Raw genomic sequence first — 26,049 nt, forward strand, 5'->3', positions numbered from 1 at the left:
CGGCATAACCGCCACGTTGCGGGCGGCGGGAACAGCCACCAGCGCCACAGTGGGGGCGGTGAGTTCGGCGGCCTCGGTCATGGGCAACGGCGTGCGCAATGCGGCCAGCAGCGTGAGCGAAGGCGTATGCGCGGCGGGCTCGGCGGCGGCTTCGGCGGCGGGGACGCTGAACCGACAGACACGACATGCCGTCTCCTCGTTGGGAAAGGCGGCCCGCAACGTCCTGCCCTGGCGGAGACGTTCCGATGATTGAGGCCTGACAGCACAAAGCGTGTTACCGGGGGACCAACAGGCGGGCGACGACTGCCGCGGTCCGGCAAGACGTCATCCTCCCCGGCAAGAGTTTTTGAGGGATGGGGGTACGGGGGAAGGGAACTTTTTGCAAAAAGTTCCCTTCCCCCGCTTCATGATCTCACTCCGTCCGCATCAGGGGCGGATGACCTTGTCAGCCAGCGCAAGACTGCTGACGACATCGAGCATATTGGTCGTCTGGCCGACGGCGCGCTTTTCCAGAAGCTGGTAGTAGTCGAGGCAGGTGCCGCAGACGAGGATGGACACCCCGGCGGCTTCCAGCGCCTTGAGGCTGTCGAGAGCCTTGCCGGGACGGGCAGCAAGCCGGACGCCGCCGTTGAGCAGGACGATACGCCAGAGGGCGTCTCCCAGTTCCGGCAGGGTGGCAAGAAAATTGTCCATGAGTTTGGCGCCGAGGGCCTCATCGCCGCGCCCGAGGGTCTCCGTGGTGATGAGCACGAGGGTCTTTCCTCGCGTGGACGGGGCGGAAGCCTGCGGTACGGAGGCCGCTTCGGAAGTGCCGACGGCTTCGCGGGAAGCCTGTATCTGCCAGAGGGCCTCTTCCTTGCGCTCGTTGCTGACGGTGTAGCCGCTGGTGCGCAGAAAACGGCTGACATTCTCCACGGCGGCCGGATTGTCCACGAGGACGCACAACGCGGACGGCGTTTCCTGCTTGACCACACGGCTGCAGGCGACAACGGGGCCGGGGCAGGCGAGGCCGCGGCAATCCACTTCTTTCATGGGCATGGTTCACCTTCCTGGGCGATGGGGAACGAGTTTATGAGGGCTTCGCCTCGCTGTCCGTCCGGGAGGCGTGCGCATCCACATAGAGCGAATATTCCGCCAACGGCATGGGGCGGGCAAAGAGATAGCCCTGTCCGCAATCGCACCCCACGCGGGTGAGGTAGTCGCGCTGTTCCGGCGTTTCGATGCCTTCGCAGAGCATGAAGAGATGCAGACGCTTGCCCATGCTGATGACGGAGCCGATGATGACGTCAGCGGCGTCTTCATCGCTGGCGGCATTGTCCAGAAACGCCTTATCCAGCTTGATGATGTCCAGTTCAAAGGATTGCAGGGCCGCCAGCGAGGCGTAGCCCTTGCCGAAGTCGTCCAGCGCGAGGCGTACGCCACAGGCCTTGAGCTCGGCAAGACTGCTCTTGAAGAGTTCCTCATCCAGCCAGGCCATGCTTTCGGTGATCTCCACCACGATGAGCGAGGTCGGCACGTTGTAGGAGGCCAGGATACTGAGGAATACCTTGACGTAATCAGTAGAGAAGAAAAGGGCCTTGGACTGGTTGATGCTGACGGTGGAGACGGGCAGGCCCGCGTCCATGCGCTGGCGCAGCCAGGCGCAGACCGTACGCAGCACGAAGAGATCCAACTCGCGGATGAAGCCGTTTCGCTCGAAAAGCGGAATGAACTCATCTGGATAGATGGGCTTTCCGTCAGGTGGGATCCAGCGGATGAGGGCTTCCGCCCCGTGAAGGCTGTTGTCGGCCAGATTGTGCTGCGGCTGCATGTAGACCTGAAATTCCCCGTTGCGCAGGGCGCCGGTCATGCGGTCTTCCAGCTCGTTCTGCTTGAGCAGGACAGCCTCCAGACGGGCGTCATAGAGCGTATAACTCGAACGATAACTGTCGTCGGCGACGCTGCTTTCCGCTGTTTCGGCGCGCAGCAGGCAATTGGCCATATTGCCGTCATACGGCATGGTGGAAGTCACCCCGCAGGAAAAGAGCACGGTCGTGCCAAGCTTTTGCCGCAGAGAGACGGAGCTGTCGAAAAAGGCTTCGATACGTTGCCGCAGTTCCGCTACGTCCCGGCATTGCCAGAGCAACAGGAATTTCCCCGCCGCCGCATGGGCGATCAGCTCATTGCCGCGAAGCTGCTTGCGCAAGTCCCGGTAACAGAGCTTGATGAGCAGGTCCCCGCCCCGATGTCCGCGTGTGCGGTTGATGAGCTTGAGGCGCCGTACGTTGAACAGCAGCAGGTAATAGGGGGACTGGGTATGGCTCAGGAGTTTATGGGCGTCGTGGATGAAGCGGGCACGGTTGTTGCCGCCGGTGAGGGGATCCCGGTAGGCGACTTCCTCCAGTTCGCGCATATGGCGGCGATTGACGTGCAGGACGCGCAGGACGATGGCCGCAAAGAGGATGATGCCGCCAATGCTCAGTTCAAGACTGTATTCCCGCAGGATGCTCAGCAGGACCGCGCCGGGAGTGGGGGCGGTACGTTCCAGGAGCAGGGCGTCTATGTCCGCTGTGCTCATGGTCATGATGGAACGGTTGAGCACCGACATGGCATAGGGAGAGATGTCATAGCGGAAGCCCAGCGACATGGGGTAGCGGGCGCGGGTGGTCAGCATGGATGCCCGGGGCGGATTGACGGGCATGGTGCCGCTCGCATTGGGGTAACCGGGGATATAGGCGTCGATGACCTGACGCTTGAAGGCGTCCATGCACTGCTGCATGGAATCGTAAAAGGTGATGGTGTCCTCGGGATAGGCAGCCATGTAGGCCTGCCCGAAAGAGAGCAGCTCATGTGTGACGCCGACGCGGATCCCCCGGCCCGGTACGGCTTTTTCCTGTCCCACCAGCAGGACGGGCATGTCGAAAAAGGGGCGGCTCACCAGCAGCGGCTGTGAGGCGTACATGCCGAGCCCGGCAAAGATGCTGCTGATGATGTCCGCCTTGTCTTCCTTGAGCAAGGCCAGCGCTTCGGGATAGCTCGGCGCGGAAACGTAGTCGAAGGCGATGCCGCTGCGCTGGGAAAGTTCTTCCATGAAGCGGATGAGGAAGTTGGAGCCCGGCATGTGGTCATTCATCATGGTCTGCTGCGCGCTGTAGGCCACTCGCAGACGAGGCTTTTCGGCAAGCCATTGCTCTTCGGCACGGGTCTGGCTGAAGGCGACCTGCTGGATGCCGTGCATGTAGCTGTCAAACAGACTGGCGAGCAGCCAGGGCGAATAGAGGTTGAGCTGCTTCAGGGCTTCGTTGAGCGGCGGCATCAGGGGGCTGTCCTTGGCCGTGACGAAGAAAAAGGGCTCCATGGCGATGATGGCCGCGATCTTGGCATCGTCGCCGTGCAGGGAGCCGTCGATATAGCCGTCGATCTCGCCGCGCTGCAGGGCCGCCTGCATCTCTTTTTTGGTCGAGAACGTCCGCGGGCGGATGGAGAACTGGTATTGCCGTGTAAATTCCTCGATGACCTTGCCGCCGTAAGCTCCCTTGACCGTTCCGACGCGCATGTGGTCAAAGTCCTGGAAGTCCATGTAGCGGATGGGACTGTCCGCCGCCACATGGAGCGTAAGACATTCGTAGCCCACAGGGAGGCTCGTATAGTCGAAAACGGCCTCACGTTCCGGGGTGTAGGAAATGCCGCAGACAATGTCTATCTCACCGGAAGCCAGCTTGGCGGGCAGATCGGCAATGGTGGTGTGCACCCATTCGTATTACCAGCCGGTATAGGCCGAGACGGCCTGGAGCAGATCCGCCGCATAGCCCGCCATCTTGCCCTGACGTTTCTGGAATATGCCGGAGATATCGAACCAGCCGACGCGGACGAGCTTTTTTTCCTTCTGGTTTCGGGCGAGGACCTCCGGCGAAAAGTAATAGAAGGTCTGTTTGTTGGTCGCCATGTAGGCCTGCGGCGGCAGGGTCGGAGAGGCGGCATGGGCAAGATCGGCAACGAAAAGGCACAGCAACAGGAGGGCAGGAAGAAGTTTCCGAAGCATGGACTCGCCTTTGCCGTCCGCCTGGACGGCTTCTGGATATGCGGCATTGCCGACGGCTGATGCACAAGGGGGAAGGGAAATCTTTCCCGCAGGAAAACCTCCCTTCCCCGACGCATGTCAAATGGGAGCGATGCCCGTCCTTCGTCCTGTCTTCCGCGCAGGGTGCGGAGCGATGCGGCATGGGCCGCGCAATGGTTCCGTCTGTCGCCTGACAGGTGTGGGAAGGCAGGGAGACAGGCTATCCGGCTTAGAACGCGCAGATCTCGTCCGGCGGCAGGATGGTGAACTTGTGCTCCCGGAGCAGTTCGATGGCCTGATCCACCTTGTCAAAGCGGAAAATGAGGATGGCTCCGCCCTTTTCCCGCTGCAGGAAGGCGTACATGTACTCCACGTTGATGTCGTGCGTGGAAACGAGCTGCAGCACGCTGTCCAGCCCGCCGGGCCGATCCGGTACCTCGACGGCCACCACGGAGGTCCGCCCGAGGGTGAAGCCCTTTTCCTTGAGGGCCTGTTTGGCCAGTTCAGGGTCGCAAACGATGAGACGCAGGATGCCGAAGTCCGAGGTGTCCGCCAGCGAGAGGGCCCGGATGTTGACGCCGGCTTCAGCGAGAGTGTGCGTCACTTCGGCCAGACGGCCGGCACGGTTTTCGAGAAAAACGGAAAGTTGTTCAGCTTTCATGGCAATATCCTTTAGCGGTTACGCCTTGCGGGATTCGTCGTCGGAAGAGGAAGCCTGTTGCTTGTCCCTGCCGGGGGTGATGTCGATTTCGTCCGGTTCCGAGGAAGCGCGTTTGAAGTTACGGATGGCACGGCCCAGTCCGCCGCCGATCTCCGGCAACTTCTTGGCGCCGAAAAGGAGCAGGACAATGACCAGAATGACGAGGATCTCCTGAGTACCAATACCACCAAGCATGGAAAAAGCCTCCCGTAAAGTGGGGCCTGTAGGCCAAACGCCTTCAGCATACGGCCCAGAGGGGTTGAGGTCAAGCGGAGGGGACGATCAGCGCCGCCTCCCGGCCATGAGACGTTTTACTCTGGCGGGAGAAGAAGGTGCGGCAAAGCCCGCTTCGACGAGCCGACGGGCCATATTGTCGCGCGCGGCACGACTGCTGCCGCCCATGACGACGGCCATGAGGCGGACGCCGTTCCTCTCCGCCGTGATGATGACATTATAGCCGCTGGCGACGGTGAAGCCTGTCTTGAGGCCGTCAACGCCGCGCACCCGGCCAAGCAGCTGATTGGTGTTGTTGATGGCACGGCCTCGGTGCACCAGTCGGCGGGTGGCGTGGAAGGTACGTACCGAAGGATAGGCCTTCAGGTAGGCGCGGGCCAGTTTGGCCATGTCGCGGGCAGTGGTCTTCTGGCCCGGAGCGGGCAGACCGCTGGGGTTCTTGAAGACGGTATGCCGCAGGCCGAGATTGCGGGCCTTGCGATTCATGAGACGCACGAAGTTGCGGGTGCTGCCGGAAATGGCGTGAGCGACGGTCATGGCGGCGTCGTTCCCTGATGCGACGGCCATGCCGAGCATGAGGCGTGAGAGCGGGAGGCGTTCGCCTGTACGCAGATGCATGGAAGAACCGCCTGTGCGCGCGGCCTCGCGCGTGACGCGCACCTTGCCCATGAGCGAGAGCTTGCGGGACGACACGGCATCCATGGCCAGATACATGGTCATGAGCTTGGTCAGCGAGGCGGGCGGGATGCTCAGATTGGCATTGCGCTCATAAAGCGTTTTGCCGGTATTGAGATTGATGAGCAACATGGCCTTCACACCGGCATGAGCGGTCTGCGCTGTCAGGCAGAGCAGACACAGCAGCGTCAGCGTCAGGACGGGGAGGATCCGCCGGAGAGATACGGACGAAGAAGGTTCAGCCATGATTTTCATAAAGGGCACGCGCCTCTTCCAGCGCCTGCAGGGCAAAGGCCAGCAGCACCGGGCCGACGATGAGGCCCACCGCGCCGAAGCTGGCCAGTCCGCAGATGATGGCGATGATGAGGATGAAGAACGGCGCCTTGATGCCTTGCCGCAGGAAGAGAGGGCGCAGCACATTGTCCACGCCGGCCACGGCCACCGTGCCCCAGAGGGCCAGTCCGATGGCCGCCATGCCGTTGCCGGTGAACCAGAGCGAGAGGCAGAGCGGTACCCAGACCAGCGCCGTGCCCACAAAGGGGATGGGCGCCACCACCGTGGCCAGCAGGCCCCAGAAAGCGGGCTGGTTGATGCCTGCCACGGAAAAGCCGATGCCGCAAAGGAAGCCCTGGGCGGCGGCCACGAGCAGGATGCCGAGCATAATGCCGCGCAGTGCCCGGCGGATGGCGCTGACGAAGCGGCGCAGCATGGCGGGCGGGATCTGGGTCAACCGGGAACAGACCTGAGCGATGCGTCGTGCGTAGACCGCGAAGACCACTGTCAGGATGACGAAGAGCACCAGACTCCAGAGGACGTTCATGGTGCCGCCCAGCACATCGAAACTCCGGTTGATGAGGATGCCCATGGCGTCACTGAGCGTGCTGTCGATATTATGGATCAGTTCGTTATACGCGGATTCGAGGCCGGGATAATCGGCCAGCTTTTTTTCAAAGGTCTGGAAGTACTGGACCCATTCGGGCGGCAATTGGAAATTGTTTTCCTGAAGCTCGCGCAGGCGGGCGAGACCGCCGGCGACCTGCGGAGAAACCAGCAGGATGAGGGTCGCCACGGGGATGATGATGACGGAAATGATGAGCAGCGTATACCCGAAAAGCGGGATCTGGCGCACCAGTCTCAGAAGGAGGCGTCGCAGCAGATCCGGCTGACGACACAGCACGCGCCGACGCAGCCGACAGGCCCGCCGGGCAAGACGACGGTAGAGCGGCAGGCTCAGGCAGGCGAAGCAGGCGGCCATGAAAAGCGTGATCGGATTGGGGCGCAGCAGCAGGTAGCAGGCCAGGACGGCCAGCAGATAGAGGATGCGGGGAAAACAGGCGCTTTTTGTCATAACGGGATCAGGAGATACGGCAAGTGTATCGAATAAGTGTAGCAAAGGGCCTGCCTGCTGCCAAGCGGTAAATAGTGACGGAATGTGAAAGGTTACCGCACGTGGGAAGAAGCCGTCAGTCGACGGTCCGCAGAAGCGTTTGCAGGCGGTGTCCGTAAGTGTGGTGGGCGCGAAGTTCTCTGCGCCAGGCTGCGGAAAGGGCGGCCCGTTCATCCGGGCAGCGCCGCAGGGCCGCCAATCGCGCGGGCAGTTCGTCGGGCGTCGTCAGTCGCATGGGGCGGACCAGTTCCGCGGGAAAAAGGTCAAGCCCCGGCGTGGGATCGCTCAAGAGCACGCCGCCCGCCGCCCAGACGTCGAAGTGACGCTGGCTCAGGCTATGGGGCAGCAACAGGCTCGTCACGTTGAGCACAGCCTCGGAGCGGGCGTAAAGCGCGGGGAGACTGCCGTAATAATCCACCGGCGGCAGTACGGTCGTGCCGGGCAGGAGGGTGGACCAGGCCGCATCGCCGCAAAGGACGAAGCCTGCGCGCACGGCCGCTGCCAGCCAGTCCGCGCGGCGGCGGCGCGAGCAGGCGTCCGCTCCCGCGCCTGCCTGACGGATGGCCATGCCCGGCCAGCCCCGCGCGCCCAGTCTGTGCTGCCACCAGTGGATGTGGGGCAGCGGGGCCTGTGCCTCATGTGCCTGTATCAGCATATGTTCCGCCAGAGCGAGGTCGGCCTTCGCGGGATGGGCGGCGGCAAAGAAGCGCGCATGATCGGGAAAGGAGGCGCGTCCCACGAAGAGCGGCGGCAGGGATGGCGGCGTATCGGACGGCGGCAACCACATGTGCCGTGCCGCCGCCAGCGGCAGGAGATCCGCCTGACGCGCCCCGGCATCCCGCAACGGCGCAAGAAAGCTCGCATCCGTCGCGAAGAGGGGGAAGTCCCGCCACCAGGGCAGGCGCAGACTGGAGAGCACATGCCACGGCATGTCCACGAACCAGATGGCCAGACGGATGCCCAGCGCCCGACAGGCGTGGGCGATGCGCCCCTGTTGATCCAGCCCGCGCAGATTGACGGAGAGGAAGAGCGGCGGCCGGCTACCGGGCAAGTCGGCCAGACGCCGCAGGAGCGCGGAGATCTGTTGTGGCTGTTCGACGCGGGCGGGCCAGGACATGACGGGCAGGCGAAGGGCCGCGGCCGCGGCGCAAAGCTCCTGATGCAGCAGGGTGTGCGCATCACCCGGCAGGACAAGAGCCGGAACGTCGGACGGAGAAGAGGCGCGGCGATCGTCGTGCAGGCGTGCGGCATCCAGGCGGCCCAGAAGTGGTCCCCAGAAGCGGGGAAAGAGACGCATACCCGGCTGATAGAACAGGACGCGGCAACGTTGCGCCAGTGTTCCGGCCGCCGCTTCGGAGACTGGGCGGGCATGGGCGGCATCGGGCAGGGGCAGACGACGGGCCTGCCGCCAGTCCAGCATCTCCGGGGCCTCCAGCCAAAAAAAAGGCCCGGCGTCCGGTCCGGCAGCGGCAAGGGGCGCGACCACGGCATCCGGCCCCAGACCAAGCAGCAGGGTCGGCGCTTCGGCAGTCGGAGCGGGCGCGATCTCCTGCCATGCGGCCGCTTCCGCAGGCAGACTGACAGGGCTGCCGTTCCAGTCCGGCAGGCGGGGGCGTTGCGGGCGCGGCGACGTTGCGTCCACAGCGTCAGGAGCAGAGAGCGTTTTTTGTGGCATGGCGGTGCGGCTGCGATCCGGCGGAGGCGCAGGGAGAAAAATCAGGACTTGGCGGCGGACAAAAAAAAGAGTAAACTACCTGCCGACAAATCCTATGAAAGAATATCGCGATCACTATTTCCTCAAGGCCAAGCGAGAGAACTATCCCGCCCGTTCCGTCTACAAGTTGAAGGAATTGGACGGCAAATTCAAGCTCTTTCGTCAGGGTATGCGCGTACTCGATCTGGGCGCGGCCCCCGGTTCCTGGTCTTTGGGCGCGGCCGAGCGTATCGGGCCGCGCGGTCTCGTGCTGGGCTGCGACATCCAGACGACGGAGACGGCCTTCCCGCCGCAGGTGACCTTCCTGCAGGAGGACGTGTTCCAGCGTTCTCCCGAATTCGAGGCCCTGCTTGCGGAAAAGGGGCCGTTTGACGTGGTCATGAGCGATATGGCCCCGCGCACCACAGGGACGAAGTTCACCGACCAGGCCCGTTCGCTGGAACTGGCCTGCGAGGCGCTGAACGTGGCCTGTCTGCACCTCAAGGCGGGGGGCAGCTTCGTCGTCAAGATTTTCATGGGGCCGGATGTGCAGGAGCTCCTGCAGCCCATGCGCAAGGCCTTCCGTTCCGTCAAGTCTTTCAAGCCCAAGAGTTCCCGTGCCGAAAGCAAGGAGACCTTCTTTGTCGGCATGGGCTTCAGGGCGGCCTCTCCGGCGGCCGGTCCGGCCGCTGACGCTGCGGCGAGCGCCGGTCCGGCGGCTCCCGATCCCGGAGAAGCATAGGGCCTGCTCCCCATACGGGGAAGGCTCCGGCATTTGGGCGCACCGGTGCCGGTGTGCCGCTTTTTTCGTCCATTTCACCTGACCGCACGGGCGGTCACAAGTCACCAAGTTTCGGAGGTTGTATGTCTGGGCATAGCAAATGGGCCAATATCCAGCACCGCAAGGGCCGTCAGGACGCCAAGCGCGGCAAGGTCTTCACCAAGGCCGCCAAGGAAATCATCATCGCCGCCAAGAACGGCGGCGATCCGGCGGGCAACCCCCGTTTGCGTGCGGCCATTGCCGCGGCCAAGGCTGTGAACCTGCCCAAGGACAAGATCGAGGCCGCCATCCGCAAGGGCACGGGCGAGGACGCGGGCGGCGACCTGACCGAAGCCTTTTACGAGGGCTACGGCCCCGGCGGCATCGCCATCATGGTGGAAGTGGCCACCGACAATAAGAACCGCACTGTGGCTGAAGTGCGCCACCTCTTCACCAAGCACGGCGGCAACATGGGGGAAAACGGCAGCGTGAGCTGGATGTTCGACCGCAAGGGCGTCATCACCGTGGACAAGAACGCCTACGCCGAGGACAAGATCATGGAGGCCGCCGTGGAAGCCGGCGCCGATGATGTGGTGGATGATGACGATGTCTGGACCATCCAGACCGCCATGGCCGACTTTGCCGCCGTGCGCGATGCTCTGGAAGCCGCGGGCATCGCCATGCAGAGCGCCGAGCTGGCCATGGTGCCGCAGAATCTCGTGGCCGTGGATGCCGACATGGGCCAGAAGGTGCTGCGGCTCATGGACGCGCTGGATGATAACGACGACGTGCAGAACGTCTTTGCCAACGTGGACTTCCCCGACGACATGGCCACGGACTAACGGCGTCACCGCATGACAGATGTTTCCGGGAAGGGGCATACGCCTCCTCCCGGCCTTCTTTTTCCCTTCCCGCGATGGGAAGGCATGTCTGATGCGGAGAGGAGACGCTTTTGTCCGCGCGCAGAGAACAGCCCGGTCATCCCCTGACCATCATCGGCATCGACCCCGGATCGCAGCGTACAGGCTGGGGCGTCATCCGGGAAACATCGGGCGTCCTGACGCTGGTGGATTGCGGCATCATCCGTACGGCCTCCGGCGGCAATGCCGCTTTTTCCGCCCGGCTTGCCCGCATTTTTACGGAGCTGGCCGCTGTCGTCCGTCGTCATTCTCCCGCCGAGGCAGCCATCGAGCAGGTCTTTACCGCCCAGAATGCCGCCAGCGCCCTCAAGCTGGGACAGGCTCGCGGCGTTGCCGTGGCGGCCTGCGCCGCCTGCGGCATCCCTGTCAGCGACTATGCGCCGACCCTCGTCAAAAAGGCGCTGGTGGGCACAGGGCGCGCCGAAAAGGAGCAGGTCGCCTTTATGGTGCGTCGTCTGCTCAACGTGCGCGGCGAAGGCTGGGCGCTGGATACTTCCGACGCTTTGGCCGTGGGCATCTGTCATCTGACCATGCGTCGCTTTGCGGCCCTTGCCAGGCGTTGACGACCGACGACAAGGGCAGAGGAGAATGGGGATGGCAGATCGTGAGAGCCTGCTGGCCTACGCAAAAGTGAAGTATGCCACATCGCCGGAATTTCTTTGGCCGCGCCAGCCTCGCTATGCCGTCCTGCGCCATGCGGACAACGGAAAATGGTATGGCGTGCTCATGAATGTGCGGGCGCGCTGCCTGCATCTACCCGGGACAGGGGAGGTGGATGTGATCAACGTGAAGACTCCCTTGGCGCCGGACATGCTGCTCAGCGGCGTTGCGGGAGCCTTTCCGGCCTATCACATGAACAAGCGCCATTGGATCAGCCTTGCTCTTGACGGTTCCTTCCCGGATGACGAGCTCTACAGACTTTTGGATGAAAGCTTCCTTTTGACTCGTTGAAGCCTTCGATATCTGCCGCATCCGGCGGCAAAAAGCCCCCTCCGAGGCGTATCAGTCCCCTATCAGTTATGGAGAGTCCATGTCGCTCCTTGCCGTGCTTCTTCTTGCCGTTGCCCTCTCGCTGGACGCCTTTGCCGTTGCCGTCGCTTCCGGCTGCGCCTTGCGACCCATCCGCTGGGAGCACTATTGCCGCATCGGCGGCGCGTTCGGTTTTTTCCAGTTTTTCATGCCGGTAGTGGGCTGGCTGCTGGGGCAGTCCGTCCACAGCTATATCGAGGCCTGGGATCACTGGATCGCCTTTATCCTGCTGGCCTGGGTGGGCGGCAACATGCTGCGCGGCGCCTGGAAGGAATTCCATCAGCACGGAGGGGAGGCCCCCGAAGCGGCGGCGGAGTGCTCAGGATCGCCCTTGGGCTGGAAGACGCTGCTTGTGCTGGCTGTGGCCACCAGCATCGACGCGCTGGCAGTGGGGTTGACCTTTGCCATGACCGGTACGCCCATCTGGCGGCCCGCCGTCATCATCGGTCTGACCTGTGCGCTTATTTCGGCCGCCGGACTGCATCTCGGCCGGGTACTTGCCGGTATGGCCGCTCTGCAGCGCTGGGCAGGACTCATCGGCGGCCTGGTACTGCTGGCCATCGGTCTGCGTGTGCTCTGGCAGGACGGCGTGTTCGGTTAGGGCCTGTTACACTATTCGTTACCTGTTTGGGGGGAAGGGAACCTCCTCCGCCAGCGCGGGAGCAGGTTTCCCTTCCCCCCAAGCCCCCCATCCCTTCCCCAGCGCGCTTTTACCATGGGAAGAGTCAAAGACACGAGGCACTCTCGTCCCAAAAGCAAGCGGCGTGTATACTGTCTGTTTGGATTATATATTGAAATTGTTTGAAAATTTTGTGTTAACAGGCCCTAGGGGGCAGTAAATAATTTGCAACACGCCCCTTTGGGGGTGGGCTTGTCTCCTATTCCTGTCATTTCACAGTAAAAGCGCGCTGGGGAAGGGGGCTTGGGGGAAGGGAGCGACCAAAAGGCGGCCGCAGGCCGTGCCTTTTGCGACGCAGGAAGCTATGGGCATCGACAGCTGAGCGAGGGGAGCCTTCTCCCAAACAAGCAGTGAAGAGCGTTATCAGACCCTAACAGGCGCCGCAGTGGGAGGGGCAAGCATACCAACGCAGCGCGAGTCATGACGCTCGTGTCTCTCCGTCCTCCAGATCCAGACGTTTGCCGTGCATATTTTTCCGAGAGCAAAGCAGTAACTCTCCCTGCGGCGGCGGGAAAAGCGGGATCGAAACGGACGCTGCCGTTTTTCCCCTTTTGTCCCGCTGGCCGCACGGCAATATCTACAGCGTCGGCTTGTTTGCCTTGTCCTTTTCGTATTGTTCGCGCTGCCGGCGCGTCTGGTCTTCTTTGTCGGCAACGGTATCGGCATAGAGGGCAGCCATATCGAACATGCTGACAGAAAAAGCGGTCACGCGCATGGTGGCGTCAGGAGATCCTCCCGGTGATTTCAGGCCGAAGCGCGCAAGGATGAGCGTACCCCCATCCTGCGGCAGCTTTTTGGGGGCCAGCATATGCGCTTCCGTCAGGCGGGACAGGGTAACACTGCCCCACGAGCTTGGCTGCTGGGGCTTGTCGCTCGGACGTGCCAGATAGGGAGAGATATCCTTTATCGGATTGCCATTGCTGTCATGCGCCCAAGCCATGATGCGATCCCATTTTTGAACGCGCTGCAGGCTCGGTTCTCCGTACTTCTCGCGCAGGGCAGCGTCCAGCGTCTCCGGCAGCAGACCGCTGTCAGCGGGTTGCTGCTGACTTCTTGCGACGGTGTTCACCAGACCATTCTTGCCGGCAAGGACGATGATCTGCTCTTCGAGGCGCGGCCCGGTCATGGTCATGGATTTTTTGTCGGTGCGGCAGGCTTCATATCCGCAGACCGTGCCGCTTTTATCCTTGAGAGCCTTGATCTCAAACGCCGGATCAGCAGCTTTGATCTTCTGTTCCGCCTCTGAGAGCGTGATGCCGAGGGAAAGGCCGACGATGTCGGGCTGACCTTCCGCAGCGAGAGGGACGACATGCCCCGCGAGCATGAAACACAGGATAAGCAGCGTCAGCACACGGACAGGATACATGGATATCTCCTTGCTGGAAAAGCTCGCCGGGATTTTGCCGTAAGGCTTTCCGAGTTCTCCCGGCAGGAATGGCCTCAATGGCTGTGCTTTCGGAAAGATGACATTTTTCTAATGGGTTTACGGTATGTTGACAAGTCGTTTCCCGGAACGGCTTTGGTACGCCATGTTCGGAGAAGGGGATATTTTGCTCGACCTCCGGCCATGACTTTGGCAAGCTGACGCTGTTTCCATGTTTTCTGTTCGGTTTGCCGGTCAGAAAGACAACAGCTGGCATACTCGGCCCTGAAACGCGGAACAGGCGGCGGGAACAATCCCGGCACGGATCTCGTGATATCGAGTCAGAAAAGATGGCAACATATTTTTATCCCTGTACCCAGGAGGACAGCATGGCAACGGCAACAGGAACCTATCTTGGGGATCTGCGGGTGGAACTGCGGCACGAGCAGAGCGGGGCCACCATCACGACCGACGCTCCGGTGGACAATCACGGCAAGGGCGAAGCCTTCTCGCCCACGGACATGGTGGGGGCGGCGCTGGGGGCGTGCGCCATGACCATCATCGGCATTTATGCTCAGGCGCATAACGTGGACGTGAGCGGCATGAAAATGGAAGTGACCAAGACCATGAATGCCGACCCGCGCCGCATCGGCAAGCTGGAAGTGACCTTCATCATGCCGAAGCGCGCCTATTCGGACAAGGAAAAAGCCTCCATCGAGCGGGCGGCCCGTACCTGCCCCGTCCACATGAGCCTGCATCCTGATACGGAACAGGTCTTTACCTTCCTCTGGCAGGAATAAGCGCCGGCACGCTTTGGAGGGTCGTCCACGGAAAGGTTGGGCGGCCATGATGTGAAACAGCCCGAACGGCAAAAACCGTTCGGGCTGCGCTGTTCTGCTGTTCTGCCGCTTTTCGTCTACTGGCGGGTGATGCTGCCGTTCTCCACCCGGAAGACGGCACAATGCGGCTGCGCTTCCCGCAGCATGTCCGCCATGTGCGGATGACAGGTAAAGTAGAGGAGCTGATGCGGGCGGCCGTGACGGCCTTCGGAGAGTTCGATGAAGGTACGCGCGGCCCGTGCGGCCCGCTGCGGATCGAAGTTGACCAGCACATCGTCCATGATGACCGGCAGGGGCGTTGCCCGCTCCGCGTGATTCTGGATATAGGCCAGACGCAGGGCCAGATAGGCCTGTTCCTGCGTGCCGCGGCTGAGGGCTTCGGGGCTGATGGCCTCGCCGTAATGGGGCAGGATGTGCAGGCTGGTGTCATCCAGCGAGGCATTGATGCCTCGCCAGTTGCCGCCGGTGATGGAGGCAAAGATGCTGGACGCCAGCCGGATGACCTGCGGCTGCCGCTCCCGCTCAAAGGTGTTCTTGGCACGCATGAGGAGTTCGCGGGCCAAAGCCAGAGCGCTCCATTGCAGGGCCAGACGGCGCATACTTTCCAGAGAAAGGGCTTCCTGCTGCCGCAGGCGGGCCAGCGTATCCGTACCGGTAAGACCGTTGACGCGGGCCGTGAGGCTGCCCACTTCGTCCGAAAGACGTTCTTCCTGCTCGCGGATATCCCGCAGTTCCGCATTCAGTGCGGCACAGCGGCTTTCCTGAGCGTCGTGGTCTTCCTCCTCAAAGGAGGCGAGGAAGGCCTCGAACGGCTGATTGCCTGCGGCGATGCGCAGATTTTCCTGCAGACTGTCGCGCAGACGCTGCGTCTCCCGGCTTTGGGACAGCACGGCGGCCAGCCGCAGGAATTCGTCGGCATCGGCCGCTTCGGCCATATGCAGCAGAGTGGCCTCCCCGTGCCGCGCCTCCTCCAGCGCGGCGGAGGCGGCGCGCAGTTCGGCGTCCTGCTCGGCCAGCAGACTGTCGAGTCGGCGGGCTTCACCATCCACTTCCGCGGCCCGTTCGGCGGCTTCCAGCGTGCTGTCCAGCGCGCCGAGCCAGTCGATCTTTCCTTCTTCATCACGGGGCAGAGGCCGGGAGAGCTCCGCCAGCAGCTGTTCCAGCGGTTGCCGCAAGGCTGCCATTTCCTGCTCATTCTGGGCCAGCTCCGCCGCAAGCCGCTGGCAGGCGGCATCGAGCGAAAGACAGGTATCCATGCACTGCAGGGCCTTGCGGACGGTCTCAGGATCGAGATCCTCACCCAGTCCCAGACCGGAAAGGCATTCGCCCCAGTCGCGGCGAGCCGCTTCAAGGCGGGTCTGGGCCTGAGCCAGCGCCTCGGAAGCCTCGGCCTGTCGGCTCTGGATGCGCTCCAGCTCGTCTTTATGATGCTGCAGGGTGGCGGTCGCCTTGATGCGCTGTTCTCGGGCGGCGTCAGCCTCGCGGCAGGATTCCAGCACCTGACGGACGGCGTCCAGCAGGGCAGGCAGATCGCGCGGCTCGTGCAGGCAGTCCTGTACGGGAGCGAAGGCCCGCAGAGCGCTTTCGTACTGCGCAAGGTCGGCGCGCTGGCCTTCCAGCTCCGCCTGCGCATTCTCCACGGCATCCCAGGCGGCGCGGGCCGACTCGGCGCGGGCAAAGAAACTTTCGGCGCTTTCCGGCGCGGGGACGTTGACCACCCGCAGCATACTCATGAAATCCTGCCAGCGACGGCGGATACGCTGCACCGCGGCCTGCATCTCATGGGCTTTGGACTGCAGCTCAGCGATGCGGGTGCGGGCATGGCCGATCTCGCGTTGCAGCTCTTCGGCTTCCTTGTGGCTGCGCTCCTGATTGAAGCATTGTTCCCGCTTGCGCTCCAGCATGACTTCCACAGCTTCCAGCGTTTCGGGATCCATGCTGTCCACGCCCGCTTCCTGACAGAGCTTGCGGGCCTTGTCGCCCAGTTCGGCAACGTGGAGGGCGCAGGTCTCGCGGCGGCTTTCCAGCTGCAGGCGTTCCTGACGCAGGCGCTTGGCCTCGGGGCCGTTGCGCCTCGGCAGGCCGCCTCCCACAGCCATGGCTCCGCAGACCAGCACGAGGTAGCCGGACCAGAGCGTCATGGGCAGGTGCAGGTTTTCAGTGATGGCAAGGCTTTCCAGACCGAACTGCCAGTGTCCCACAAGGATGCAGACGCCCAGCAGCATGATGATGCCCCCCAGTACGAGCAGGGCCATATTCTTGACGGCGGCGGGTTCCTTTTCGGCATTGAGGCGGTCGCTCAGTTCCTTGAGGCGTTCCTGCTCCGTTTCCAGTGAGGCGGAAAGAGCGCGCAACGAACGCAGGGCGCTGCTGCGGTTGTCGAGGGCCTCGCGGCTGGGGCCGTTGCTGCTGCGCTGTTCTTCCCGCAGCTGTTCCAGCCGGGCACGCAGCATATCGGCCTGTTCTTCGGCCTGCTGTACGGACCGTGCGGCCTCGGCGGCGCTGTCGATGCTGGTCTGGACCTCGCGGGCCAGAGCCAGCGCTTCCTCACGCTTGCTCAGCAGGGCATCCAGCGCACCGCGCGGATCGTCCGCTTCCAGTTTGAGCCGTTCCTGCGCACGTTCAAACGTATGCCGGGCCTGCTGTACCGCCCGTTCTCGCGCGGGCAGGCGCTGGCGGCCTTCCTCCAGCAGGACGAGCGTCTGCCGCAGGCGGTCGCGGTCGGACTCTCCCAGAGCGGCCGCCGGGTCGGGCAGAAGTTCAAGCGCGGCTGTGGCGGAGGTGATGTCTCGTCGGCAGAGCTCCACGTCACGGTTGAGACGGTCGAGCGTATCCACTGCGGCCTGATGCGTGGAATCCGCGGCATTCAGCTCGCGGGCCTGACGTTCCAGATCCTTGTCGGCAAAGATGCCGCGATCCGTCTGCCGGATACGGTCACAGTCCCAGCCGGGACCGAGCCGCTCCAGCTCGCGGGCAAGATCGGCATCGGCGCGTTCCTGTTCGCCCCGCAGGCGGGGCTGGGCCAGCTGGGCCTGCCGATAGCCGCTCTTGCGTTCAGCCAGTGCCCGCAGACGGGGCAGGGCTTCCAGCAGTCGGGCATCTTCCTGCAAGGCGTCGCGTTGCTCCCGCAGTCGGGAAAGCTTCTCCTGCTGGGCGGCCGTTTGGCGTTCGCAGGTCTCGCGCGCTTCCTGCGCGCGGGCGAGGCGGGCTGGGCCGTCTTCGGGGAAACCGGCGCTGACGGCGGGGTAGGCTTCCAGCCGCAGGCCGCATTTGCGCCATTCGTCCCACTGCTGCCAGACGTTGAGACGGCGTTCCACGCGGCGGCGTTCGTCGTCCACCGCTTCGCGCCGTTCACGCAGAGCGGCGAGCGTCTGCTTTTTTTCATTGAGAGTGGTCGCCAGCTGGTCGTAACCGGCCGATTCTTCGCTGACGGCCTGGATCTCGCCGCGCAACTTCTCAAGCGCCGTCAGCTCCTCATTGAGGCGGGGCTTGCTGGCGCTGGCCCGGAAGAGGGCGTCCTTGCGGCTGTCCAGCTCCCGCAGGGCGTCCACGGGCGACCGCAGGCCCGCGCCGAAACTGGCGCCGTACAGCGCGTTGCGCACGCCGTCGCCGGAAAGGCTCTCGAACGTCTGCAGCTCGTTGAGGCTGAAGCCGAAGACATTGCGATAGACATCTCGATTGATGCCGAAAAGCAGTTGCTGGAGCAGGGTGCTTTCCAGCGGATCGCCGTCGGCATTGCTGAGGGTCAGCACGCCGCCGTCCTGTCCGGGCCGCCGGGTCAGATGGATCTCTCCCTGTTCCTCGCTGATGAGGTTCAGGCTCCCGCCGGGTTGTCCGCCGCGCAGAGGCGGCGGGATGCGGCGCGCTTCGCGGCTGCGGGCATTGGGGTAGCCCACGAGCATGGTGCGCAAAAATTCGAGACAGGTGGACTTCCCGGCTTCGTTCTCGCCCAGGAAGACCGTCAGGCCCGGCGGCAGATTATCGACCTGCACGTCCGCGAAAATGCCGAATCCGTCGATATGGAAAGAGTTGATATACATCAGCGGACCTCCAGCATGTCGATGCACAGACGCTGGGCCTCGTCCAGCAGGCGGCGGCTTTCTTCCGTATCCGGCGGGGCAAGGGCCTTGCGCATACGGGCATGGGCGAAGAGCGGCGCAAGGGCTGTCTCGCCAAGCTCGGCAAATTGTTCGGGGTGGCGGCGCATCTCGTCGATGAGACGCATGGTCTCGCCAAGCAGGTCTTCGCGGCGGCGGTATTCGGCCTCGTCCAGCAGGGGACGGGTCTCCACCAGCAGATCCTTGAGCCAGATGCGCGGCGAATTGGCGGCCAGATGCAGCAGACGTTCCTGAAGATCGGCGCAGACCTCGGCCTTTCGCAGCTGTTCGTCCAGCGGCGTCCGCCCGGTGAGGGTCACGCGGGCGATGATGGCTTCACAGCTGCCGTCAAGCGCACGGGCGCTCTCTTCCAGAAGGCGGGTAAGCCGGTCTTCCAGCGCGTCCAGACTGTCCACCGCATCGAGCGGCAGATCCAGTTTTTGCCATTCCACCGGGCCGAGGCGCAGGAATTCGCTCTCGCAGCGCCAGCCGCCCTCACGGGGACAGGCCGTGACCAGCAGGCAGCCGCGCGGCCCCGTTTCGTTGATGTGCAGGCCCTGTGCATTGCCGCTATAGGCAATGAAGGTCTCTTCTTCCCATTGTCGGCGCTGATGGATATGCCCCAGAGCCCAGGCGTCCAGACGACTGCGGCGCAGATCGTCCAGCGAGCAGGGGGCGTAGCGGTCGCTTTTGGTCTCGCCTTCCACGGTGCAGTGCAGGACGCCGAGCTGAAAGACATCCTGCGTGTCGTCTCGGCGGAAAAGCTGGGCAAGATTGCGGTTTTCGCGGGAACCGGCGTGGCTTATGCCGTGGATGAGGGCCAGAGGGCGCCCGTCCTTTTCCAGAAGGCGGCTCTCCACATCCGGCCCGAACACGGTGACGTTCTCCGGCCAGTGGATGGCCGTGAGCCGGGAAGAGAGCGGGTCATGGTTGCCGTGGGCCATGAATACCCGGATGCCGAGCGCATCGAGCCGTCGGCAGCCGTCCCGCAGGGCGAGCTGCGCCTTGGCGCTGTAGTTTTCCTGATTGTAGATGTCGCCCGCCAGTACAAGGAAGTCCGGGCGTTTTTCTTCACAAAAACGGAAAAGGCGCTCCAACGCGGTGAAGGTGGCGTCCTGCATGATCCGCGAGAGATGACCGCTCTGGGCGGCCTCGCGGGCAAGGCCCTGAAACGGGGTGTCCAGATGCAGGTCGGCCGCATGTATGTACCGCACGATGTCCATGCTTTGCCTCGTTGAAAGTGAAGGGAAGAAAGAGGCAAAACTTTAGACTTTTTCCAGACGGCTGACAAGCGGCCCGCCGTATCCGGGCGAGATACGGCCTCAGCGTTTCATTTCTTCACGCTTGCGCAGGCAGATCTGGCCAAGTTCGAGCAGGGTGGGGTCGTCCTTCACGTAGCTCAGGCCCTTCTTGATATAGCCGAGGGCCCGCACGTACTCGCCGGCTTCCATGTGCGCCTTGGCCATGAGACCGAACACGGCCTGCTCGTTGCGGAAGTTCTTGAGCCCGTCCATGAATACGGCGTCGGCTTCCGATGCCTTGCCTTGCGCCAGCAGGGCGCGTCCTTCCTTGAGGCAGTGATCCAGCCCCAGCTTGCGCTGCAGGGTGGTCTCGTAGTCCTCCTGCTTCTCCTGCCCCTGTATGGATTTATAGAGCTTGACGAGCAGATTGCAGAGGTCGCGTTCATTGCCGGGCTGATAGGCGAGCGGACCGGGATATTCCCGTCGGAAATCCTCGTCCTTGGCCAGGGCCGTGATGGTTTCCCGGAAGTCGCCGCGCAGGTCCATGGGCGGATTGCTTCCGGTCTCCTTGAAGGCGGTGACGATGAGGTAAAGGGCGCGCGGCGTCTCGTTGCGTTTGAGGCAGGCGCGGGCCCGGCCGAGGTCTTCACGAATCTTGCGGACGTTCATAAATGGCTCCTGTCGGAGGAGTATGCCCAATTCACGCCTCAAGAGCAAGGGCGTGTTGACGGAGGCCGCGCCCCGCTGCTAGGGTCGGCAATCATTATCCCGCCTGCGGTCAGAGGGCGTGACGGTCGGCCGCTGGCGCTGCTTTTGGAAAGGGAGGCGGCATGGCGCGCATCTTATATGGCATCCACGGCACGGGACACGGACACGCCATGCGGGGCTTGACCATCGCGCGGCGGCTCGGCGGGCATGAATTCCTCTTCATCGCCAATGATGACGCGCCGCGCGTCCTGGAGCCGGAGTTCCCCGTACGCCGCATCCCCAATCTGGGGACGGTATTCAAGAACTATCAGGTGGATCTGGCGGCCACTGTCCGCCGTGCCGTCCCTCTGCTGCTGCATCGGCAACGTCATGTGGAGGCGGTGCTGCGCATCATGGACGAATTCCAGCCCGATGTCTGCATGACCGATCTGGAGTATTTCGTGCCGCGGGCCGCTGAGCGTACCGGCCTTCCCTGTCTGACGCTGGATCATCAGCACGTCATCACCTGCTGCCGTCATGATTTGCCCGCAAACATGTGGTGGGACGCCTTTTTGCAGGGGCTGACGCCGCGCTATCTCTTCCGTCCCACCGGAGACAATCTCATCGTTTCCTTTTATCAGCCGCCGGTGCTGCCGCGCTACCGGGCCCGGGTGGTGCCGCCCATCCTGCGGGACAGGGTGCTGCAGCTTGCGCCGCGTGATGACGGCCATGTGCTCGTGTACCAGAGCAATTCCACCCATCGTGCGCTCATCGACTTTTTGCGGCAGTCCACCACGCGTACTTGTTATGTCTACGGCTATGACCGGACGGAAGGGCGGGAAGGCAATGTCATCTTCATGCAGAAAAGCGAAGAGGGCTTCCTGCGTCTGCTGGAAGGCTGTTCCTACGTCATTCAGGGGGGAGGGCACACTCTCATGACCGAGGCGCTGCATCTGGGCAAGCCCATTCTCACCCTTCCGCTCAAGGCCATGGTGGAGCAGCGCTTCAATGCGCTCTATATCGAACGGCTCGGCTACGGCATGCAGGCCGACATGCTGCACCTCTCGCCGGAATTGCTGCGGACGTTCGAGGCAAACCTGCCCCGTTTCCGGGAGAACATCGCCCGGGGACGCTTCTGCGGCAATGAACTGGTGTTCGGGCTGGTGGATGCCTTCATCCGCACGGGGCGTCTGCCCCTGAGCGGCGAGCCTGCCGTCATTGAGGAGGGCGGCGCACGGAGGAAGCAGGATGACTGAAGCGGGCGGATACCGCATATTTACCTCTCGGATAGAGGTCGCGGAGCGGGATATGGACATGCAGCGCCGGGTAAGCAACGTGCGCAGTTGCGAATGAATTAATATGTATTTCTAATCTTGTAGCCTTATGTCGTCTATTTTTAAGTTTATAAAATAGTCAAATTTTTCATTCTTTTTAAGGCAAATGTTCTGTTTTCATTTCGAGTGTAACAAAAAGCTTCAACACATAGTGTGTTTCCGTTTGTTTTCCGATGTGCTACCTGCTTAAGTCTATTTGGTGTTATAATTCTTTTGCCATAATTTGAGTCTGTTGGTTTCTTATAAAGAAACTGTATATTTCTTTTCTTGTCTATAGCATAACTTATTTTTTTTATTTTTTCTCCAAATGCTTGGCTAAAATTTTTATCTATAAACGAATCTGTGTTGTGAGCTTTTTTATGACAATTTTCACAAAGTAAAATAAGATTTTCAATGTTATTGCTGCCACCACGACCTAGCGGAATTTTGTGATGGACGTGAAGATTCTTATATGATCCGCATTGTGAGCAACATCCAAAGTATAGCTTTTTTATTTCAAAAACTCTTTTATCCCAATCTGGAGGATAAGAAGTCCATAGGTCGTAAATATTTGTAATTGAAATTTTTAATTTTAAGTAGTCACTAGAGATGCTTTCTAATAATTTTTCAGTTGATTTTAATTCAGAGCTGATTGATTCTGGGCTATCCCCACCAAAGATAGTTCTTAGTATGCTTTCAAAAAATCCTGAGGATTTATTTAGTTTTAGTTCGAGAATTTTTTTTGATTTACTTAGGCTATCAATTTGAAAAGACAATTCAGAAAGTCTGGTAGTCATACTCCTATAGCATGCGTCATGTAAAATATTTCCATTAGATAAAGGGATTCCCTCTAGTGTTTCGATACCACAAATAGGGCATGGCATAGGCTTGTTATCCTAGAGCATTTTTCGTTTGAAACGCCAAGCGTTTCAAACCATACGGCTTGGTGTTTCCCAAAAAAGCGCGGTTTTTCCGTTCACTTTGGCCGGGCGGCGCGTGCCGCCTCCTCGCGTTATATTCTTTTCAAGAATAAAACGCTCTAATATAGTTTTTAATATATTTTTACTTTGTGCTGAAGGTGTTGTCAAGTATTTCAAATTTGAAAATACGCAAAAAGACAAAGGTATAAGAAATAATTTTTCGTTCCATAAAAATTCTGTTTGGTATGAGATGGCTTTATACCCTCAGAAAATAAGTGAGCCTTGCGTCAGCAGGCCGCAGCAGGCACGGCGTAGAGGACGGTTTCCCAGCCGTTCATAAAATGATGTTCCAGATAAAAGCGGTAGCCGAGGTCGCATTCCACCAGAAAACGCGGAATGCGGAAAAAATCCTCCGGACTGTGGTACAGACAGACGGCAAGCCGGGGACGGAAGCGGCGCAGAGTGAGCTCCGCGCCCTTGAGAGTGGAAAGCTCTGCGCCCTCCACATCCATCTTGATAAAGTCCACACGTGACCAGCCCTGCCGGTCCACTTCGGCATCAATGCTCGTTACCGGAATTTCCGCCCGTTGCAGGCGGGGATTGTGGTGTTCGAGGTGGCTGCCCGGCCCGCACAGGGAGAAGGCGGCCGTACCGCCTGCCGTTTCGCCGGTGGCTGCGGATAATAAGGTCATTCGCCGGGCAAGGCGGGGGTTCATATCCCTGTTGCGGAGAAAGAGCTGCCCTATTCCCGGATGCGGTTCAAAGGAAAGCACCTTGCCGTCTTCACCGGCCTTTGCGGCAAAGAGCAGGGCCGTATCTCCGTAGCAGGCGCCGCAGTCAATGACATGATCGCCCCGCTGCACATCCACAAGGATTGTTCCCGCAGCATAGCGATAGGGCGGAAAGGCCTCAAGCTGATACAGAAACTCGCCGGTGCCGTAAAAACTGACCTCTTCCCCGGCCATGTGTGTCCGGTAGCGATTCAGACGGGAGCCGACCCCGAAGGCGTCGCGGGCAAGGGCCTCTCGCATGGAGGGGTCTTCCTCCGCGACAAGGCAGCGGGCATGCAGGGCCTGCCGCCGCGCCGGAGCGTCGGGCGCAAAGTAGGGAAAGCGGACAAAGCGATGCCCCAGCAGGGCATAGAGCGCGACCAGAAGCAGCGTATCCCGTGAATGCCGGTCGGCAAGCAGAGCATAGAGCGTACTCTTGGTCAGCACCTGGCGAGCGATTGCCTGCACATGGGTCGCCATGAAGACCGCGGGGGAGATGTCCGGATATTGCGCGAACCAGTCCTTGTCTTCCCGCGTGTTTTCTTCGCAGGGGTGGGTATAATAGGCATAGCTGTTGTCCACATAGCGATATTTCCGCGAGGACAAACGCTGCTGTATGCCTTCCTCCAGGCGTTTTTGAAAGGCGGACGTCATGGAAAACCTCACAAGGGAGCCGGTTGTGTGCTGCAGAGGATACCGCCGGACGGCATCAGCTCAAGTCCACATCGTGCGTGCCGATATCTTCGTCTATGCCGTAATGGGCTCGGAACTTGTCTTCCGCTTCCGAGTCACCGATGAGATAGAGAGCATCCCGGAGCGCAAATATATGGCTCGGCGGCGGATTGACGTGCATGGAGCCGTCCGCGCCGCGGATGGCCAGCACACTGCACTGCGTCTTGTTGCGGATGCCGCAGTCCTTCAGGCTCTTTCCGGCCAGTGCTCCGCGGATGGTGTAGCGGAAGATGGAAAGGCGTTCGTTGATCATGAGCAGCTTGTCCGGCGAGAGCATATTGAAGATGCTGCTGCTTACCAGAGACGCCAGGGAAAGCACCTGATCCGCTCCGGCGCTGTGCAGGCCGGAGACGTTGCGGTCCAGCGAGGCGCGGCAAAGGATCTGGGCATCAGGGCGCAGGCGACGGCAATAGATGCTCAGGTAGATATTGGCGTCGTCATCGTGGGTGGTGATGATGATGGAGGGCGTCGTACGGATCCCCGCCTTTTCCAGTACGGCCAGATCCGAGGCATCCCCGCGGATATGCGGCGTTTCGCCGGAATTGATGTGGGCCTGACGGTCCACGATGACTGCCGGGATACGCCGCCGCGCCAGATGGGCCGCCACGGAAAGGCCTACCCGACCGCCGCCGAGGATGACCGCCGGCGTTTGTTCGGCATTCTGGCGGGGAACGCTGATGAGCTTGTCCAGTGTCCTGATCTGCGCTTCCGTCCCGGCCACCACGAGCACGCAGCTCTCGGTGAACAGGGTGGACAGTTGGGGCAGCTGGAACACGCCCCGGTCCCAGACCCCCACCACGTTGACGCCGGTACTTTCGCGCAGACCGCATTCCAGCAGGGTCTTGCCGGAAAGGTTGCTGCGCATGACCGGAGCCTCGGCCACCACAAGATTGCCGAAACGCCCCATGATGCTCACCCGCTGGGCCGTGTTGAGCACCCGGCGGGCCAGCGCTTTGCCAAGGACGCTGTGGAACTGGAAAACGCGCGTGCATCCGGCCAGCCGCAGGATGTCGCTGGCGTCGGGATTTTCCACACCGGCGGCGATGGGGACGCGCGGTGCGGCTTCGCGCGCGGAAAAGACGATGTTGGTGCAGCGGATGTCCGTATCCAGCACCACCAGCATGGCGGCGGCGTCAGCGCGCAATTTGGCGTAGGTCTTTACGTCGTCGTGATCCCCGGCCACCACTTCGTAGCCCTGCTCCAGCAGCTCAAGGCCGCTTTGGGGGTCATGGCACAGCAGGATATTCCGCACGCCGTAGCGCGTCAGGTCATCGGCAAGGTTGAGAGTGATGGGGCCGCTGCCGGCGATGATGACATGGCCGTGCGTGGCGGGGGGCAGCTGCCGGGGGACCATATCCTTTTTCTGGCTTTCCAGCCAGGGCATGTAAAAATGCTGGATAAAGGTGAACGGCAGCATGATGAGGAAGAAGATGACCCCGGACATGAGCACGATGATGGAAAAAACACGGCCAAGGTCTGAGGTAAAGGTGATGTCGCCAAACCCCAGCGTGGACATGACGGTAAGTGTCCAGTAGACGCCGGTGATCCAGGAATGATGCTGCCCCTCGTACTCCATGATGAGGTGGAAGAGCACGCTGTAGACGGCGATCATGAGGAACAACGTCAGGCTGAAACGTCGCAATATGGCGATATTGTGGCGAGTCCCGCGTTCGTGCAGGAAAGACATGAGCTGGGAGGGAAGGTATTTCATGATCGCGCTCTACGGCTGGGATGCATAGAGATCAGAAGGGCGGCAGGATAGAGCGTTTTGCCTCTGAAAAAGGCAAAACGCGAGGTGGCGGCACAGCGCCGCCCGGCCCAAAGTGAGCGGAAAAACCGCGTTTTTTCCGCAAAACGACAGGCCATAGGTTTGGAACGCGAAGCGTTTCAAACTGAAAATGCTCTAGGTGTAGAGTGTCAATACGTTGTTCACCCTCTGCTCAGACATGAAGCTGGAGGTTTTCTGCCAAG

At 61.4% G+C, this 26,049-nt stretch carries 24 protein-coding genes; 9 read left to right on the forward strand and 15 right to left on the reverse strand.

Annotated elements, in window-relative coordinates; translation table 11 throughout:
- Positions 1-253 (forward strand): hypothetical protein (locus Q0K00_RS06360; RefSeq protein WP_297228132.1); only part of this gene is annotated, 253 nt, incomplete at its 5' end.
- A 173-nt stretch (positions 254-426) separates the two neighbouring features.
- Here Q0K00_RS06360 and yedF read toward each other — a convergent pair.
- The 8 genes from yedF to Q0K00_RS06400 all read right to left on the reverse strand — a co-directional run bounded on the left by yedF (position 427) and on the right by Q0K00_RS06400 (position 8,710).
- Positions 427-1,038 carry a sulfurtransferase-like selenium metabolism protein YedF gene (yedF, locus tag Q0K00_RS06365; protein ID WP_297228133.1) on the reverse strand — a complete coding sequence of 204 codons (612 nt, stop codon included), beginning with the start codon at positions 1,036-1,038 and terminating at the stop codon, positions 427-429.
- A gap of 31 nt (positions 1,039-1,069) precedes the next feature.
- A complete protein-coding gene (locus Q0K00_RS06370) occupies positions 1,070-3,730 on the reverse strand; it encodes an EAL domain-containing protein (RefSeq protein WP_297228134.1) in 2,661 nt (886 codons plus the stop codon).
- 9 nt (positions 3,731-3,739) lie between these two features.
- The gene (locus Q0K00_RS06375; RefSeq protein ID WP_297228135.1) at positions 3,740-4,021 is read right to left on the reverse strand and encodes a hypothetical protein; all 282 of its coding nucleotides are present in this window, start codon (positions 4,019-4,021) and stop codon (positions 3,740-3,742) included.
- A gap of 247 nt (positions 4,022-4,268) precedes the next feature.
- On the reverse strand, positions 4,269-4,700 hold the full coding sequence (locus Q0K00_RS06380; protein WP_297228136.1) for an ACT domain-containing protein: 432 nt from the start codon (positions 4,698-4,700) through the stop codon (positions 4,269-4,271).
- Between the two features lie 18 nt (positions 4,701-4,718).
- Positions 4,719-4,934 (reverse strand): twin-arginine translocase TatA/TatE family subunit, encoded by a 216-nt coding sequence (locus Q0K00_RS06385; protein ID WP_296303522.1) that lies wholly within the window; start codon positions 4,932-4,934, stop codon positions 4,719-4,721.
- An 87-nt stretch (positions 4,935-5,021) separates the two neighbouring features.
- Positions 5,022-5,894, reverse strand: coding sequence for a D-alanyl-D-alanine carboxypeptidase family protein (locus Q0K00_RS06390; protein ID WP_297228137.1), 873 nt, complete (start codon positions 5,892-5,894; stop codon positions 5,022-5,024).
- On the reverse strand, positions 5,887-6,996 hold the full coding sequence (locus Q0K00_RS06395; RefSeq protein ID WP_297228138.1) for an AI-2E family transporter: 1,110 nt from the start codon (positions 6,994-6,996) through the stop codon (positions 5,887-5,889). Before Q0K00_RS06395 ends, Q0K00_RS06390 begins: the two co-directional genes overlap by 8 nt.
- 115 nt (positions 6,997-7,111) lie before the next feature.
- Positions 7,112-8,710 (reverse strand): glycosyltransferase, encoded by a 1,599-nt coding sequence (locus Q0K00_RS06400; protein WP_297228139.1) that lies wholly within the window; start codon positions 8,708-8,710, stop codon positions 7,112-7,114.
- A gap of 94 nt (positions 8,711-8,804) precedes the next feature.
- Between Q0K00_RS06400 and Q0K00_RS06405 the strand changes: the two genes are divergently transcribed.
- From Q0K00_RS06405 to Q0K00_RS06425, 5 genes are all read left to right on the forward strand, one after another.
- Positions 8,805-9,470, forward strand: coding sequence for an RlmE family RNA methyltransferase (locus tag Q0K00_RS06405; RefSeq protein ID WP_297228140.1), 666 nt, complete (start codon positions 8,805-8,807; stop codon positions 9,468-9,470).
- Positions 9,471-9,592: 122 nt separating this feature from the next.
- Positions 9,593-10,330 (forward strand): YebC/PmpR family DNA-binding transcriptional regulator, encoded by a 738-nt coding sequence (locus Q0K00_RS06410; RefSeq protein WP_297228141.1) that lies wholly within the window; start codon positions 9,593-9,595, stop codon positions 10,328-10,330.
- A gap of 143 nt (positions 10,331-10,473) precedes the next feature.
- Positions 10,474-10,971 (forward strand): crossover junction endodeoxyribonuclease RuvC, encoded by a 498-nt coding sequence (ruvC, locus tag Q0K00_RS06415; protein WP_366141121.1) that lies wholly within the window; start codon positions 10,474-10,476, stop codon positions 10,969-10,971.
- A 31-nt stretch (positions 10,972-11,002) separates the two neighbouring features.
- Positions 11,003-11,359 carry an MmcQ/YjbR family DNA-binding protein gene (locus tag Q0K00_RS06420; protein WP_297228143.1) on the forward strand — a complete coding sequence of 119 codons (357 nt, stop codon included), beginning with the start codon at positions 11,003-11,005 and terminating at the stop codon, positions 11,357-11,359.
- 79 nt (positions 11,360-11,438) lie between these two features.
- Complete coding sequence (locus tag Q0K00_RS06425) at positions 11,439-12,038, forward strand: manganese efflux pump MntP family protein (protein ID WP_297228144.1); 600 nt, start codon at positions 11,439-11,441, stop codon at positions 12,036-12,038.
- Between the two features lie 655 nt (positions 12,039-12,693).
- Here Q0K00_RS06425 and Q0K00_RS06430 read toward each other — a convergent pair.
- The gene (locus Q0K00_RS06430) at positions 12,694-13,482 is read right to left on the reverse strand and encodes a hypothetical protein (protein ID WP_297228145.1); all 789 of its coding nucleotides are present in this window, start codon (positions 13,480-13,482) and stop codon (positions 12,694-12,696) included.
- A gap of 386 nt (positions 13,483-13,868) precedes the next feature.
- Between Q0K00_RS06430 and Q0K00_RS06435 the strand changes: the two genes are divergently transcribed.
- The gene (locus tag Q0K00_RS06435) at positions 13,869-14,279 is read left to right on the forward strand and encodes an OsmC family protein (protein ID WP_297228146.1); all 411 of its coding nucleotides are present in this window, start codon (positions 13,869-13,871) and stop codon (positions 14,277-14,279) included.
- A gap of 116 nt (positions 14,280-14,395) precedes the next feature.
- Here the strand turns inward: Q0K00_RS06435 and Q0K00_RS06440 are convergent, their stop codons facing one another.
- From Q0K00_RS06440 to Q0K00_RS06450, 3 genes are all read right to left on the reverse strand, one after another.
- Positions 14,396-18,358, reverse strand: coding sequence for an AAA family ATPase (locus tag Q0K00_RS06440; RefSeq protein WP_297228147.1), 3,963 nt, complete (start codon positions 18,356-18,358; stop codon positions 14,396-14,398).
- Positions 18,358-19,638 carry a DNA repair exonuclease gene (locus Q0K00_RS06445; RefSeq protein WP_297228148.1) on the reverse strand — a complete coding sequence of 427 codons (1,281 nt, stop codon included), beginning with the start codon at positions 19,636-19,638 and terminating at the stop codon, positions 18,358-18,360. The genes Q0K00_RS06440 and Q0K00_RS06445 overlap by 1 nt, the downstream gene beginning before the upstream one ends.
- Positions 19,639-19,737: 99 nt before the next feature.
- Complete coding sequence (locus tag Q0K00_RS06450; protein ID WP_297228149.1) at positions 19,738-20,325, reverse strand: hypothetical protein; 588 nt, start codon at positions 20,323-20,325, stop codon at positions 19,738-19,740.
- A gap of 161 nt (positions 20,326-20,486) precedes the next feature.
- Between Q0K00_RS06450 and Q0K00_RS06455 the strand changes: the two genes are divergently transcribed.
- The gene (locus tag Q0K00_RS06455) at positions 20,487-21,599 is read left to right on the forward strand and encodes a glycosyltransferase family protein (protein ID WP_297228150.1); all 1,113 of its coding nucleotides are present in this window, start codon (positions 20,487-20,489) and stop codon (positions 21,597-21,599) included.
- A gap of 146 nt (positions 21,600-21,745) precedes the next feature.
- On the opposite strand, the gene Q0K00_RS06460 is transcribed toward Q0K00_RS06455, so the two are convergent.
- From Q0K00_RS06460 to Q0K00_RS06470, 3 genes are all read right to left on the reverse strand, one after another.
- Positions 21,746-22,453 (reverse strand): HNH endonuclease, encoded by a 708-nt coding sequence (locus Q0K00_RS06460; protein WP_297228151.1) that lies wholly within the window; start codon positions 22,451-22,453, stop codon positions 21,746-21,748.
- Between the two features lie 410 nt (positions 22,454-22,863).
- On the reverse strand, positions 22,864-24,000 hold the full coding sequence (locus tag Q0K00_RS06465) for an FkbM family methyltransferase (protein ID WP_297228152.1): 1,137 nt from the start codon (positions 23,998-24,000) through the stop codon (positions 22,864-22,866).
- A 55-nt stretch (positions 24,001-24,055) separates the two neighbouring features.
- Positions 24,056-25,789, reverse strand: coding sequence for a TrkA family potassium uptake protein (locus Q0K00_RS06470; protein WP_297228153.1), 1,734 nt, complete (start codon positions 25,787-25,789; stop codon positions 24,056-24,058).
- A gap of 57 nt (positions 25,790-25,846) precedes the next feature.
- Between Q0K00_RS06470 and Q0K00_RS06475 the strand changes: the two genes are divergently transcribed.
- A partial coding sequence (locus Q0K00_RS06475; protein ID WP_297228154.1) for a hypothetical protein occupies positions 25,847-26,049 on the forward strand: 203 nt, incomplete at its 3' end.

It is taken from the genome of uncultured Desulfovibrio sp. (genome assembly GCF_944327235.1).
Lineage (GTDB): Bacteria > Desulfobacterota > Desulfovibrionia > Desulfovibrionales > Desulfovibrionaceae > Desulfovibrio.